General features: G+C 47.4%; 15 protein-coding genes. 13 read left to right on the forward strand and 2 right to left on the reverse strand.

Annotation, left to right across the window (positions count from 1 at the left end):
* Positions 1-33 precede the first annotated feature (33 nt).
* The 5 genes from MHB85_RS03175 to MHB85_RS03195 all read left to right on the forward strand — a co-directional run bounded on the left by MHB85_RS03175 (position 34) and on the right by MHB85_RS03195 (position 5119).
* Positions 34-486, forward strand: a complete 453-nt coding sequence (locus MHB85_RS03175; protein WP_341072363.1) for a MerR family transcriptional regulator — start codon at positions 34-36, stop codon at positions 484-486.
* A 228-nt stretch (positions 487-714) separates the two neighbouring features.
* A complete protein-coding gene (locus tag MHB85_RS03180) occupies positions 715-1935 on the forward strand; it encodes an MFS transporter (protein ID WP_105602403.1) in 1221 nt (406 codons plus the stop codon).
* Between the two features lie 18 nt (positions 1936-1953).
* Entirely contained in the window at positions 1954-2376 is a 423-nt protein-coding gene (locus MHB85_RS03185) for a universal stress protein (RefSeq protein ID WP_091018789.1), read from the forward strand.
* A 173-nt stretch (positions 2377-2549) separates the two neighbouring features.
* The gene (locus MHB85_RS03190) at positions 2550-3974 is read left to right on the forward strand and encodes an aldehyde dehydrogenase family protein (RefSeq protein ID WP_341072364.1); all 1425 of its coding nucleotides are present in this window, start codon (positions 2550-2552) and stop codon (positions 3972-3974) included.
* Positions 3975-4342: 368 nt separating this feature from the next.
* The gene (locus tag MHB85_RS03195; RefSeq protein ID WP_341072365.1) at positions 4343-5119 is read left to right on the forward strand and encodes a MerR family transcriptional regulator; all 777 of its coding nucleotides are present in this window, start codon (positions 4343-4345) and stop codon (positions 5117-5119) included.
* 151 nt (positions 5120-5270) lie between these two features.
* On the opposite strand, the gene MHB85_RS03200 is transcribed toward MHB85_RS03195, so the two are convergent.
* Positions 5271-5768 (reverse strand): GAF domain-containing protein, encoded by a 498-nt coding sequence (locus tag MHB85_RS03200; RefSeq protein WP_124118769.1) that lies wholly within the window; start codon positions 5766-5768, stop codon positions 5271-5273.
* A gap of 185 nt (positions 5769-5953) precedes the next feature.
* Here MHB85_RS03200 and MHB85_RS03205 point away from each other — a divergent pair, with 185 nt between their 5' ends.
* The 3 genes from MHB85_RS03205 to MHB85_RS03215 all read left to right on the forward strand — a co-directional run bounded on the left by MHB85_RS03205 (position 5954) and on the right by MHB85_RS03215 (position 8649).
* Positions 5954-6250, forward strand: coding sequence for a hypothetical protein (locus MHB85_RS03205; protein ID WP_036614170.1), 297 nt, complete (start codon positions 5954-5956; stop codon positions 6248-6250).
* A 199-nt stretch (positions 6251-6449) separates the two neighbouring features.
* On the forward strand, positions 6450-7022 hold the full coding sequence (locus tag MHB85_RS03210; RefSeq protein ID WP_036614167.1) for a GNAT family N-acetyltransferase: 573 nt from the start codon (positions 6450-6452) through the stop codon (positions 7020-7022).
* Between the two features lie 121 nt (positions 7023-7143).
* Entirely contained in the window at positions 7144-8649 is a 1506-nt protein-coding gene (locus MHB85_RS03215; RefSeq protein ID WP_223199962.1) for an MDR family MFS transporter, read from the forward strand.
* 466 nt (positions 8650-9115) lie between these two features.
* Here MHB85_RS03215 and MHB85_RS03220 read toward each other — a convergent pair whose 3' ends face one another.
* Positions 9116-9577, reverse strand: coding sequence for a MarR family winged helix-turn-helix transcriptional regulator (locus MHB85_RS03220; protein ID WP_341072367.1), 462 nt, complete (start codon positions 9575-9577; stop codon positions 9116-9118).
* A 388-nt stretch (positions 9578-9965) separates the two neighbouring features.
* On the opposite strand from MHB85_RS03220, the gene MHB85_RS03225 reads away from it, so the two are divergent.
* The 5 genes from MHB85_RS03225 (at position 9966) to MHB85_RS03245 (ending at position 15027) form a co-directional block, all read left to right on the forward strand.
* On the forward strand, positions 9966-11297 hold the full coding sequence (locus tag MHB85_RS03225) for an MFS transporter (RefSeq protein WP_341072369.1): 1332 nt from the start codon (positions 9966-9968) through the stop codon (positions 11295-11297).
* A gap of 207 nt (positions 11298-11504) precedes the next feature.
* The gene (locus MHB85_RS03230; RefSeq protein ID WP_341072370.1) at positions 11505-12857 is read left to right on the forward strand and encodes a hypothetical protein; all 1353 of its coding nucleotides are present in this window, start codon (positions 11505-11507) and stop codon (positions 12855-12857) included.
* Between the two features lie 45 nt (positions 12858-12902).
* Entirely contained in the window at positions 12903-14207 is a 1305-nt protein-coding gene (locus MHB85_RS03235) for a hypothetical protein (RefSeq protein WP_341072371.1), read from the forward strand.
* A 152-nt stretch (positions 14208-14359) separates the two neighbouring features.
* Positions 14360-14623, forward strand: a complete 264-nt coding sequence (locus MHB85_RS03240; RefSeq protein ID WP_091018775.1) for an AbrB/MazE/SpoVT family DNA-binding domain-containing protein — start codon at positions 14360-14362, stop codon at positions 14621-14623.
* Positions 14620-15027 (forward strand): type II toxin-antitoxin system death-on-curing family toxin, encoded by a 408-nt coding sequence (locus MHB85_RS03245; RefSeq protein ID WP_341072372.1) that lies wholly within the window; start codon positions 14620-14622, stop codon positions 15025-15027. Before MHB85_RS03240 ends, MHB85_RS03245 begins: the two co-directional genes overlap by 4 nt.
* Positions 15028-15101: the final 74 nt, after the last annotated feature.

Genomic DNA, 15101 nt, shown 5'->3' on the forward strand with positions numbered 1-15101 from the left:
TAACATTATAGACATATGAATGAGGTGAGGGAAATGAGTTTATATAAAATCGACGACGTAGCCAAGGAATGCGGTTTGACCAAGCGAACCATTCGGTATTATGAAGAGATTGGTGTCATGCCTTCACCTCAGCGGACAGATGGCGGGACGCGGTTGTACACTCGGGAGGATATCGATTATCTGAAGAAGGTGGTTCGCGCCAAAGAGGTACTTGGATTCTCCCTTCAGGAGCTACATACCTATGTGGCAACGGCAGATGCCTTGAACGAACAACGTTTTGACTACCAGCAGACGACCGAAGTAAGAGAAAGAATCGAGAAGCTCACTACGATGGAAACAACGCTGGATGGGCAGTTGCAACTGATTGAGCAGAAACTTCAGAGCATACATGCCGTACGGACTGAACTGGAAGAGCTGCGTGAACGCGTTCGGAGCGGTATTCAGAAGTTACAGGCACATGATCCGAAGAGTGATGAAGACGGCTAACCGAATTACATCTATTGTTTAATAAACAAAACTGTATACACATAATCGCTACACGGAGGGAGCACCATAGTGCCTATGGCGATCCTGTACAAACACCGGATGTTCCGGTGTCATTTGTGCCGTTTTGTTACCTCTAATTCTGAAAATGAATAGAAATTTTCATGGTTTTTCACGTCATTTTCAAATGTAAAGCTTAACCACATAAATTATTCACAGGAGGAATTATGTATGAAAAGAGAGCCATCATTACCGGACGAATTGCCGTCATCACGTGGGGGCCTGTTATCTCAACCGCGAGCGGTATGGGCGGTCGCCTTTGCATGTATCATATCCTTTATGGGTCTGGGTCTGGTTGACCCAATTCTGCCCGCGATTGCAGATCAGTTGCATGCTTCGAAAAGCCAGGTATCGCTGCTATTTACCAGTTATAACGCTGTAACCGGGGTAGCGATGCTGATTACAGGGGTCGTATCCAGCCGGATTGGTGTGAAGTGGACGTTGCTCAGCGGTATATTGCTGATTATTATCTTCTCCTTTCTCGGCGGTACCTCAGACACGGTAGGTGCACTGGTTGGTTACCGTGGCGGTTGGGGACTTGGTAATGCCTTGTTCATTGCAACGGCGTTATCTGCCATTGTTGGACTGTCCACGTCAGGGACAGCCAAGGCAATTATTTTGTACGAAGCAGCACTTGGTCTCGGGATTGCGGTTGGTCCGCTGCTTGGTGGTGAGCTAGGTTCCATCTCTTGGCGCGGTCCGTTCTATGGGGTGGCTGTCCTGATGGCGATTGCCTTTATCAGCATTACATTTATGTTGCCCAAGATGGCCAAACCGAAAACACGCAGTTCTTTGTCCGATCCGTTCAAAGCATTAAGTTATCCTTCACTGAAAACATTGGCGATTACCGCCTTCCTGTATAACTTTGGATTCTTTACCTTGATGGCTTATTCACCATATGTCATGAATCTGGATGAGCACGGGTTGGGTTATGTATTCTTTGGCTGGGGACTGATGCTGGCGATTACGTCGGTATTCGTCGCACCAAGATTACAACGCCGATTCGGATCAGTTCCGTCCATGAGTGTCATGCTTACGCTGTTCGCGATTGATCTTGTTGTTATGGCTATTGGTACGGTGATGGGTTCACCAACTACCGTTATTGTTGCAGTCATTGTAGCGGGGATTTTCCTTGGAATTAACAATACGTTGATTACAACGGCTGTTATGGAAGCTGCACCTGTGGAGCGTTCTGTTGCTTCTGCTGCATACAGCTTCGTTCGTTTCCTGGGTGGTGCACTTGCTCCATGGCTTGCAGGTAAATTGTCCGAGTGGTTCCTGCCGGAAACGCCGTTTTATTTTGGCGCATTAATGGTTCTGATTGGTGTCGTGGTACTGCTGGTACGCCGTCATCATCTGCGGGATATTGATTCCGCAATTACATCACATTAATTCACAGGAGGGATTGCAATGTTGAAACATATATTAGTTGCTGTTGATGGTTCGGAACATGCGCATAAGGCTTTGGAACAAGCAATGATCCTAGCTGAAGATATGAAACAACCCGCAAGTCTGTTGATCGTGCATGTTAATCCGGCTATCTCTATCAATGAACCTGCATTGGGTGTTGATCTGGAAGCTCGGATTGCCGAAGAAGGGCAACACATTATAGAACCGGTGACCAGACAGTTGTCCGGAAGGGACATTGCATATGAGACACTGCTGATTGCAGGTGATCCCGTTAATGAGATCTGCCGTGTGGCGCGTGAACGAGATTGTGGAATGATTGTGATGGGTACAGGCGGGAAAGGCATGCTCGCAGAGATGATCGTGGGCAGTGTCAGTCATGGTGTGTTAAAGCATGCAGAATGCCCCGTCCTGACGGTTAAATAGGTTGTGAAATCCTTTAATGCAGTAGCTCAAGATCGCCACAATGGCTCATCAGGCACGTTACAAGCTATGATTGCTGAACACCGTAGTGGGTTGATGGCACGGAAATAGTGTATAAATAGATTATATAAATTGAACTGAACTTTTAGTTTCTATAAGGATGGAGGATGCAGCATATGAAAAAACAACATCTGTTTATCGGTGGCAAACCGACCGAATCCGTAGATTATAAAGCACTTCAAGCGCCATATTCCGGGGAAACGCTGGCAGAAGTCTCGTCGGCTTCAGCCGAGGAAGCGGAGGCTGCTGTTGCAGCTGCGGTTCAAGCTGGGAAGGCAATGCGCCAGATGCCTGCACATCAGCGTGCAGATATTCTGTACAAGTTGTCCTCCATGCTTGAAGAACGCAAGGAAGAAGCAGCGCGAATCATTGCTCTTGAAGCGGCGAAGCCAATTACGGCAGCGTTGGCCGAGGTTGACCGGACGGTGGAAACGTATCGTTTTGCCGCCGAAGAAGCCAAGCGGCTGACCGGAGAGACGGTTCCGATGGATGCAGCCAAAGGTGGAGAAGGGCGTATCGGTTATACGATGCGGCAACCTCTAGGTGTCATCGGTGCGATTACACCGTTTAATTTTCCAATGAATCTGGTAGCACATAAGGTAGGCCCAGCGCTGGCAGCAGGTAATACAATTGTTCTCAAACCCGCGGAGCAGACACCTCTGTCCTCCTATTACATCGCTAATCTGCTTCAGGAAGCCGGATTGCCGGATGGTGCACTGAATGTAGTGAGTGGTGACGGCAAAACTATTGGGGATGTGCTTGTTGAACACCCTCGTGTTGCCCACATTACGTTTACAGGCAGTCCAGCAGTAGGTACGAGCATTCGTAGCAAAGCAGGACTAAAACGCGTGACATTGGAGCTTGGGTCGAATGCAGCGGTGATTGTGGATAAGGACGCAGACCTGGAAAAAGTGGTTCCTCGATGTGTGACCGGTGCTTTCACGTATCAGGGACAGGTATGTATCTCACTTCAGCGAATCTACGTACATCGTGACATCTCGGAAGAATTCATCCGAAGTTTTGCTGAAGCGGCCAAACAAGTGGTGGTCGGAGACCCGCTGAGCCCGGATACGGTGGTCTCTGCGCTGATTACCTCCAAGGATGTACAGCGTACACTCGACTGGATTGAAGAAGCCAAACAGGCCGGGGCTGAAGTGGCAGCAGGCGGTCAAGCTGAAGGAGGCGTTCTGCGTCCAACGGTACTGATTAACGTTCCACGTGATGCCAAGGTATCCTGTCAGGAAGTGTTTGCACCCATCGTTGTGATCAATCCGGTGGATTCCGTTGAAGAGGGTATTGAACATGTTAACGATTCGATATACGGGCTTCAGGCAGGCGTATTTACAAACGATATTCATACCGCCCTCCATGCTGTGGATCAGATCGAAGCAGGCGGAGTTATGATTAATGATATTCCCACGTTCCGAGTCGATCACATGCCCTATGGTGGGGTGAAACAAAGTGGGATTGGGCGTGAAGGTGTAAAATATGCAGTAGAAGAAATGACGGAATTGAAGTTTGTCATGTTTAACAAAGGATGATCCTCTTCCATTCTTTTACTCAATATACCGTATGCTAATGGAGATATAACCAGACGCTCCTGTGCCAGAATAATGGCACAGGATTTTTTTAATTGAAGATCATGGAAAAAGTTTTGAAAATACATACGGATTCTTCACTGAATGCGGGTTCACATCTGATGAGACGGGTATAACATAGTTAACATACCGCAACATAACTGACCAAACGCCGCTCATATCACCGAAGCATGATGTACCCATCCAGAGCACGAGCGGAATGAACCGGTACAGCATTGCCGAAAGTCTTATATTCTCTCATTATTCAAATACAATGCATTACGAATTAAGCCTGAACTCTGGAGTTGCAGGACAGGCAGGAGGTGTATTCAATGGCATATTCCATGGTTGACGTATCTGGAATGTCAGGCGTAAGTCTGAACGAGCTGAGCCAGTATGCGGAGACAGGTCTTCTGAAGCCGGCATTTGGGGATGTAGATGAGGACATCTATTATGAAAAGCAGGAATTGTTGAGACTCCAGCAAATCCTTTTCTGTAAGGAAGTAGGTATGAAGGAGAATGAGATTGCCCCGATGCTCCGGGATAATCCTCAGGATGTCATACGCATCATGAAGCAGCATCGCATTGATATTCTGGAGAAGGCACTTCGTTTGCATGGATTGATTCAGACACTGGACAAAACGATCTCTCATTTGCAAGGTGAACATGAAATTGATGAACATGATCTTTATATCGGTTTTGTAAAAAAGGGGCGTCACCAGTTGCTGAATGAATCGGGTTCTGACCCTGTAGTCAATAATGATATGAACCATGTGCAGACAGAGGGTGTTCAGAAGTCTGACCAGGAGATAAAATCGAAAGAAGATTATCTGGATTCCCAGGCGAAAATTGATCAAGTTCATCTGGACTTGCAACAGGCCATTGAGGATGGATTGGAACCCGGTAGTGCAAAAGTACAACGGATTATCGGCAGGCATCTTGAATGGATCAAAGGTTATTATACACCCACCGCCGAGATCTATCGGGATTTGGCCAATCTGTATGTAGAGCATAAAAATTTCCGTCAGATGTATGATGGTTACCACCCGAGGCTGGCTGAATTCCTGCGGGACGGGATGATGATTAAAGCGGAACATGATTTATCCTAGATGCATAAAGTAACATGGGCGAGCAAGAACATGGGTGTGAATCAGAATGGATAACAAAGAGCGCAGACCTCTGAGAGGACTGCGCTCTTTGTTATTACGGATTCTTCATCATCGTATGTGATGAGGCTCCGATCACCTTAATCATCATTTCCTATAGGGGTATGGTTGCCTCCAACTGCTCTGTGAGCAGGTTTACGGCTTTCTCCAGGAAGACGCGGTCTTCGTCGTCAAAACGGTTTTTGATCGGGCTGTCGATATCCAGCACCCCGTACAGTTCGCCGTTTTTGATAATAGGTACGACAATCTCACTGTTCGATGCTGCATCACAGGCAATGTGGCCTGGGAAGGCATGAACATCGTCAACGACCAGGGTACGTTTTTCCGCAGCAGATGTGCCACATACACCACGTCCCAGTGGAATTCGGATACAGGCAGGCAGTCCTTGGAATGGCCCGAGGACCAGTTCTTTTCCATCATACAGATAGAAGCCGACCCAATTGGTGTCGGTCATAAATACATTGAGCAGCGCAGCAGCGTTCGCCAGATTGGCAATCGCACTAGGTTCATCGCGGATCAGAGCACTTAACTGTCCCAGGACGGCGGTGTGCTGCTCACTTCGTGTTCCTTCATAGGAAACAGCTTGAAACATGGTAAATCACCCTCCCGAGCAAAATGGTACTTATTTTCAAGATAGTGCAGAGGATGCGGTTAGTCAAGCGGAGGATTTCGGAAAGGGAAGGGAATACCTGAAGAATCCTCCTGTTTCTCAGCTTCTTACGTGGGGTAATTACTTAGCAACCACGGAGGGCTATAACCCGGGAAGGAGCTTGGCTTATGCATGCAGAGGTACAGAATCTTTTTGTACGGATTCATCTACTATATTTCGCGCAAAATCAGGATTTGAACGTTAGCGAGGCGCTGCCCCTATTGGAAGAACGGGGATATCGCGTTGGAGAGCGGGAGATCAAGCAGGAGCTAGAACACCTGACACAGGAGAATTTCCTGACCGCCCACGGGGACCAATGGAGCCTAACCGGGACTGGCATCGAAGAATTCAAGGAAATCACGGCTGTGTTTGGCCGGGTTAGCGATGAATTACTGGGGAAGGGCAAGAAAACGTCCAAAGCTTAAAATTCATTTGGACAAGCCATGATTCCGTAATTCACTCAAACTTGAATTGATCCATACGTACAACAAGACCGGGAGCGAACTTGGCCCGGTTTTTTGACGTGTATCCATGACTGAACAGTTGCCATTCGGCGCAGGTTATGATTAGATGACTAGTGAATATTATGGTCTGCGGAGATAGATCGGATCGGAGTGTCTTTATATGTATAAATGCAAAGGAAGAATTCCCGAAATGGAGACTGCGCGGCTTCGTCTGCGTAAAATGCGTCGCCGGGATGCGGCCCAGATGTTCGCATGCTGGTCAGATCGCGAGGTGACCCGTTACATGAATCTTGCACCCATGATTGGGACAAGCGAAGCGGCGGACATGATTGGACTGCTCAACCAAATGGCAGGAGAAGAGGATGCGATCCGGTGGGGGATCGAACTCAAAGAAACAGGCAAGCTCATCGGCAGTTGTGGCTTTAACACATGGCAGCTTGAAGGCGCATTCCGGGGTGAGATCGGTTATGAGCTGGGACGTGATTATTGGCGCCACGGTTATATGACGGAGGCATTCTCTGCATTGTTGCCCTTTGGGTATGAGACCATGGGTCTTAATCGAATCGAAGCGCTGGTTGATCCGCGTAATCTGGCGTCTGGCGAGTTCCTGACGAACCGCGGCTTCACGCGTGAAGGATTGCTGCGACAGGTGCAACATACGTCCACCGGGTACAAGGATATGGTGATGTATTCCATGTTGTATGATGAGTTCCTTCGCAAGCGAGGTAAATAAAAGATACAATATATAATTGTTTTTAAATTTACACGTAAACGAAGAAACAGAACAAAGCTGGAGAAGCACCAATTATATAGAGAACAAAGAGAGAAGGGTTTGTGTGAATGCAACTGGAGGTTTGAAGCGCAGTTTCATCTTGACGGGGCTGTTGCTCGCGACATTTCTGTCAGCGATTGAAGGCACCGTAATTGGTCCGGCGGGGCCGACCATTGTCAGCGAGCTGGGGAGTGTACAGCTGCTGAGCTGGATTTTCACCGCATACCTGTTGACGATGGCAGTGAGTACGCCCATTTTCGGTAAAATCAGTGACTTGTATGGACGAAAGCCTGTATTTCTGATTGGCTGTGCGTTATTTTTACTGGGTTCACTCTTGTGCTGTCTGTCGCAGAACATGGAGCAATTGATTATTTTCCGTGCTATTCAAGGGATTGGTGCGGGTGCGGTAGTTCCTGTTACATTTACGATTATTGGGGACATCTACGCTATTGAAGAACGTGGCAAAATCCAGGGCTGGATTAGCTCCGTGTGGGGCATTTCCTCTCTGGCGGGACCGTTGCTTGGCGGTTATTTTGTAGATAATCTCGGCTGGCAGTGGATCTTTGGTTTTAATGTGCCGTTTGGTCTGCTTGCGATGTGGTTTGTATTTCGTTATCTGAAGGAAGATATCTCTCCACGTACGGCCAAGATTGATTATGTCGGTGCACTGACCTTCACGGTGGGCATTACCGCATTGTTGTTTGTCCTGTCGGCGGGTGGGCAGTATTATGCCTGGAGTTCTCCGTTGATTGTTGTGCTGAGTGTGGTCGCCGCTCTGTTTATTATTTTATTTTTTGTGGTGGAAAAAAGAGCTCAGGCCCCTATGGTTCCACTACATTTGTTCCGAATTCGGGACATCCGTGTGGCGAATATCGCTGGACTGCTGACCAGTACTTTGATGATCGGCCTGACCAGTTATTTGCCGCTCTGGGTGCAGGGGGTTCGGGGAGGTAATGCCACGGAATCCGGGCTGCTGCTCGCGCCGATGTCGGTGGGTTGGCTCATTGGTAGTGTGATGGCAGGCCGTCTATTGATGAAAATTGGATCACGTATGACCGCATTGATTGGGTTAACCGGTATTGCAATTGGATCGGGTGGACTCTTTCTGGTTGGCGGGACATCCCCGCAGGCTGTGCTATTTATATTGACCTTTATTTATGGTCTCGGCTTCGGGTTTGCATTCACGATCTTCACCATTATTGCGCAGTCGTCTGTAGGGTATAAGGAACGTGGCTCCTCTACGGCACTGCATACATTCATGCGTACATTGGGACAGACGATTGGTGCAGCGGCTTTTGGCACTTGGTTGAACTATCGAATCTCGACGTTATCCAGTGAGCAGAATCTGGCTGAGGCTGGAATATCGGAGAGTGATCTGAACGAACTGCTTGCACCACATACGGATGCAGCCCTATCAGATGATAAATGGGCGCTGCTGCGTAACGTGCTGGAAGGAAGCTTGCATTCCCTGTTTGTGATTATGTTTGTCATTGCACTGATCTCGTGGGTAACGACGCTTGCTCTACGCAAACGTTTAATTGTACCCGAAGATGCAGATGCTCCACCGCAGCCACAAGGCTCAAAGTAAAAAGAAGATATATATATTACAAACATATAAAAAACCGGATTTGCCGATGTCAGGCAAATCCGGTTATTTTTGTTGATGGCACATGTGCAGTGGACTAGAGTGTATCTTCAAACTCAGGCAAGTGATACGTTGGGGAATGTCCGGGTCTAAAGCATTTTGAAGTAAAGGCTGGCTGATCCTGGTGAATCGTCCAGACGAATTTCTAAGGAACCGAGAACGTCTTATTTGACCTTCTGCTGCTCTTTTTTAATTGTTAGGAACATGAGACACGTTATTTCCCGAAATTACCTGAAAAACACGTTGTAAACGGCTGTTTTTTCAAGGATAGCGTGTGTCAGATTCCTTAAAATGCTGCGAGCGCTTCAAACCCTGAATAAGACGTCACAGGTTCGTTAGCGCTCCCGCTCCATGTCTGCTCCAGAACATTCAGTTACGCTCTGGCTTACGGCAGGTTTGAAGATACGCTCTAGCTGCTTGCTGATAAACGGTCTGCAGAATGTGCAAGCCTTCCCAAGAGTTCGGACAGCAAATCCTTGTCTTCCTCACTTAGTCCACTTACAGCCCGATCAATCTTCAACGCATAGCCTGGATAGATGTCATCCATGGTGCGCTGTCCTTCTTCGGTCAGTTCCACAAAGATGATACGTCTGTCTTGCGGACAATGTTTGCGGTGTAACAATCCTTTTTGCTCCAGCTTATCAATCACATAGGTCACATTACCACTTTGCAGCAGAAGTTGTGCACCAACCTGTTGAATCGGCTGAGCTCCTTTCATATATAACACTTCGAGCACCCCATATGCGGTGGGGTTGAAGCCATGCACTTTGCTTCCGGATACAGCGTGTTCATTCACGCTCTTGAATGTCTGGGCCAAGGTGCGGTACAGATGAAGTGAACGTTCGGTTCCGATTTCTTGTAATTCCAGCATGCTGATCCCGCCTTTTCAGATTAGTTTATAAGTTGAAATGATGAAGTTACAACCTACCACTATGAGGACAGAACAACCTTCCAATCACTGTTATCCCCATCGTTATGCTGTTCATGTAAAAGAGTATTTCAACTTATATGAGTTGGTTAGTTATATTTGACGATTCAGGTTGTCGCCATGGTTTAATTGTAAACTTCTATTTCTACGAAAAACATGCGATATGTCACAAGATTTGCATTTTTAGCATTTAAAATTTGATCATTCATCATGCTGAAAAATCATCCTTCAGATGTCGCTTTTTCTCCGCCTCTGGCAGGAGGTCGAGTCAAGGGCTGCGCTATATAATGAGTTTATACTATGAATTGGAAGATAATGGAGGAGAAGAAGGGTGACAAGTGATTTAACGTTTGAAGGGCAACGACCGCTGAAGAATAACCGATCTTTTGTAACATTGATGGTGGCACAGGCCATTTCCAATCTGGGTGATTGGCTGCATCTGCTCGCAATCCTGACTCTCGTGGGTATCCGTTGGAATGCAACGCCTTGGGAGATTACATTTGTCACACTTTCCGCTGCATTACCCATTCTGTTGACAGGGCCATTCGCAGGCACGCTTGCAGATCGCCTGAACCGTAAATGGCTGATGATTGTAGCTGATGGTGCAAGAATTATCATCGTGGGTGCGTTAATTTTTGCTGACCAGATCTGGCACGTCTACATACTGCTTGTCCTCAAATCCCTGTTTGATGTAATCTTCTCTCCGGCCAAAAACGGAAAGCTGAAGGAAATTGTACCTCGAGAACAACTTGCGCAAGCTGTATCCATCAGCTCGGTGATCGAACAGATGTCCAAAATTATTGGTCCAGCACTTGGTGGACTGCTGGTAGCCGCTTTTGGCATTACCTGGTGTTTTGTTCTCGATTCAGCGTCTTTTCTGATTTCCGGCATCATTTTATTGTGGATTCCTGGAACTCGGGTGATCCAAACCGCAATTCATAACGTAACAGAAGTAGAGGAAGAGCCAGCTGAGGATGTTCGCAACCGCCCAAAAGACTCTTTTTGGAAAGAAACACTGGAGGGTATCCGCATGCTCGCATCTCTCCCTCATGTAGGAACGTCTCTGATCTTGCTTGCTTCAGCCATACTTTTTCTGCAATTTGCCGATTCACAGACTGTGGTGTTATTCAGACAACTTCCCGGAATTTCAAGTGATCTGCTGGGATGGTGCGTGGCAGCAAGTGGCGTAGGTACATTAATTGCAGCGATGAGTGTGCGGAAGTGGAAGCATGCAGGGCATGTTTTGAAAATGGGTCTGGGTACCATACTCATGGGTCTGGTTATCGGCGGAGCCGGAGTTATTGTTGGGATTTGGCCGCACGCCGGGCTAGGTGCCAATCTGTTGTTAGTATCCCTCTTTGCCCTGGCAGGTGTCGGAATTGGGTTTGCCATTGTACCCTTTCAGATCCTGTTGCAGGAACAGACACCTGAGGCGATGACAGGCAGGGTATTTGGAACGGTAGGCAGCGTGATGACAGCCAGTAATATTATGGGCCCGGTGGTAGGTGGATTCATGGTCACCTCATTCGGTGTAGTGCCGGCTTTTGTCTGTTCAGGCATTTTGCTGACCCTGCTTGGTTTGATTTATTTGATGAAACGTAGCGGGGAAAAAGCCGATCTGAATGGCTCCATTGCAGCCAAGACCATGATTGCAGGCGACTGAAAACAGGCCGAATCTGCTCAGGTTAGAACAGTTGAAATGAAGGTTTGAATTTACTTCAAATTTTAAATTTATGATTAAAAGGCGTTTGAGTAAACGCCTTCACGTTTAATGAGGAACAGGCAGAAATCCCTGTATTCTAATTATTCCTAGGGGAAAACTCATATGCCTTGTCCCACCAACGCATTAGCGGAAAGGGGGTGAAGCAACTTGAATGTAAAGTTACCAAAATCGATTGTGCGTCTCGGAAGCATACCATTGGCAATACTCGCCGGGACTTTGATGCTGGGGATTGGATCGTCACATGTATACGCAGACGAGGCTCAGGTATCTTCTGAAAAACCGTCCAGCGGATTGTCGCTGAATTTGTTTTCACGTGATTCGGATGGCGGGTTGAATCTGACTCCGTCGGTATCGGTATCCACACCACTACTGGATGTTGAAGTTCCGTCGATCAAAGCGAATGAATCCACAGGTAAGTTGAGTGTATCTGAGCTGAAAGTAGATACACCGCTTGGATCGGCCGGAACATCAGAGATTGGGATTGATGCGAAGAAGGGAACCGTTGAACTGCCGTCTGTACACGCGGATACACCGGTGATCAAAGCCGATGTATCAAGCAGTCAGGTGAATCTGAACGAAGGTACAGCTTCCTTGCCCGGGGTTACCGCAGAGGTACCCGAGGTAATCAAGGCAGAGACGTCTGCTGTGAAAACTGACCTTCGGCAGGGTAAGGTTGAATTACCTTCAGTGAAGGTGGATGTACCCGAGGTTACTTCGGTCAATATCTCTTCATCCCGAGTGGATCTGAGTAAGGGAAATGTCCAGCTTCCTTCTGTGAAAGCAGAAGTTCCTGTTGTAGACGTATCCGCTGAACTCAATCCTGATCAGGAGAAGGTGGAGATTCCAAGTGTGAAGCCGGAACGACCTGTAGTCACTCCGGAACAACAGCCGGTCGTCAAAACACCGAATGTTAAAACTTCCAATACGAGTGCACTCGCAGATCCTGTTTCATCACAGAACAACGTGGAAGGGCAGGACGCAGTTCAGGTTACGGGCAACGTGATTGAGGTCACCCTGGAACCAGAAGTACGTCCAGAACAACCTGTTGTTCCGCAGGCATTGCCTGTGGAGGGAACCGATCTGACGCAGGATTCCGATGTCAATGCAGATTTGTCTGATAACGAGTTATTCCTCGTGGATCAGAACTCTGCTAAACTATCTGTCACCGAACAAGTGCGGAGTAACCCGGAAGCCAATTCGAAACAAGATGATGATAATGCAGCATCTCCATTGCAGCCTCGCACAGAACGACCAACAAGTTGGTCTGTTGCGGCAACTTCTCCCGGAGCAGTTAATGCTTCCGCAGGGACAAGCTCCGGTTCGTCCGGTGTAGCTGGAGGTGGAGCAACCGCTCCAGCCGCTGCACTTCCGGGAGCAACAACAGGTCTGGTTACACCAGATTATGATTTTGCCTTCCGAATGGAACGGCTCGATGGGTTCAGTCAATGGTCACAGGCACCACCGGGACGACCGCCGCAATATACCTCTTTCTCTCAATAACAATGGCGTTAATTCAACCAAAATTGAGAAGGAGTGTATATAATCATGAAAAAAGTGAATCGTTGGGTAAAATTGTCGGTATTGTCGGGTACGTTGGTGGCTGGATTGCTGGGAGCTTCGCAGGCAACTTACGCAGATAGCTATAGCAATAACAGCAGTGGCAATCTGGATTTGAATGCAGGTTTGCGTCTGGAGTTGGGATCTCTTCTGTCAGGACACCGTGACACAGGTTACGGGACCCATGGTAGCTACGGAGGTTCATCCAGTGCAACTGGAGCATTGAATCTGGATCTTGGCCTTAACGCCGGCTTATCCTCAGAGAGCACGAACCGATACAATGATCGTTCTTCCGACCACACAGTTGAGCGTAGCAGTTCTGGCAAGCTGGGCCTTGGCCTGAATGCCAATGTGTCGGGAGAAGGTACAACGATGAGCGACTATTCACGAGGCGGCGATGATCGGAACGTAAACAGCAGCTATGCGAGCGAAAGCCGTGGAGCACTTGATCTGGGTCTGAACGTGAATGCGGAAGGTGAGAGTGCAACAATGACTCAAACTGAACGCAACAACAGCGTGAACGACCGTGAGCGTACCGACAGCAGCAGCTACGCGAGTGAAAGCCGTGGAGCACTTGATCTGGGTCTGAACGCCAAAGCGGAAGGTGAGAGTGTAACGATGGCTCAATTCGAACGCAATAACAGCGTGAAAGACAGCGAGCGTAACACGAACAGTAACTTCGCGAACGAAAGCCGTGGAAGCTTGGATCTGGGTCTGAACGCGAAAACAGAAGGTGAGAGTGCAACAATGGCTCAAACTGAACGCAACAACAGCGTGAAAGACAGCGAGCGTAACGTGAACAGCAGCTATGCGAGTGAAAGCCGTGGAGCACTGGATCTGGGTCTGAACGCGAAAGCAGAAGGTGAGAGCGTAACAATGACTCAAACTGAACGCAACAACAGCGTGAACGACCGTGAGCGTAATTACGTAAGCAGTAACTTCACGAACGAAAGCCGTGGAAGCTTGGATCTGGGTCTGAACGCAAAAGCCGAAGGAGAGAGTGCAACGATGGCTCAATTCGAACGCAATAACAGCGTGAAAGACAGCGAGCGTAACACGAACAGTAACTTCGCGAACGAAAGCCGTGGAAGCTTGGATCTGGGTCTGAACGCGAAAACAGAAGGTGAGAGTGCAACGATGGCTCAATCCGAACGCAACAATAGCGTTAAAGACAGCGATCGTACCACGAGCAGTAACTTCACGAATGAAAGTCGTGGAAGCTTGGATCTGGGTCTGAACGTGGATGCGGATGCAGAGAGTGAAACTACATCTGTGGTGGAGACAAATCGGTAATATGAGATTTTCACTGTAATATGAAGAAGCAGGGGCTCCGGAACCCCTGCTTCTTTTTTATGCTTTTCAAAATTCGAAATAATATGCAAATGGACAAGGATTTCAGTATAATTGTTATAACAGTTGAATAGTATAACTAAGGAGGGAAATGAATGAATAGGGTGAGTGAAATGGAACGAAAAGTAACGAAATTTGGTAATAGTCTTGGATTAACCATGACGGATGCCTTCAAACAAATTGGTCTTGAACAAGGTGACATGGTTCAAATTGAGGTAAATCAGTCTAACGGGGAAATTATTATTAAGAAGTCTACAAAAGTCAATTTGCCTAACGGAATCAGTAGTGATTTTATGGATACATTAGCTGATGTGATAGGTGAATACGATCAAACTTTGAAAGGTCTCAAGGATAGATGAGCATGACCCGGTATTTGAGCATACAAGAGGTTATTGCGATCAATGTCGCTATGATTAAGCGTTACAGTCCTGGAGAGCAGATTGGAGTTAAAGACTCTGGTCTGCTTGAATCCGCGATTATAAGAGCGCAATCATCAGCTTTTGGTAACGAAGCCTACCCATCTATATATGAAAAATCTGCTGCGATTTTTCAATCTTTGGGCCAAAATCACCCTTTTCATAATGCCAATAAAAGAACGGTTTTTACCGCACTGGTAATCTTCCTGCGTTATAACAATGTGTATCTTAAAATGGATCAAACTTTTGCTGAGGACTTTACTGTCGATATGGTGAACCACAAGTACACATTTGAAGAACTGGTCTCGATTATTCGTACATACTGTGTTACTGAAAATGAAATATAATAGTAAGCAATAAGTCATACTTTACTATGATTTATTGCTTTATTTTATTGCGGAAATTTACACGAGAACGTAGA

The organism is Paenibacillus sp. FSL K6-4396 (assembly GCF_038002525.1).
Classification (GTDB): domain Bacteria; phylum Bacillota; class Bacilli; order Paenibacillales; family Paenibacillaceae; genus Paenibacillus; species Paenibacillus amylolyticus_B.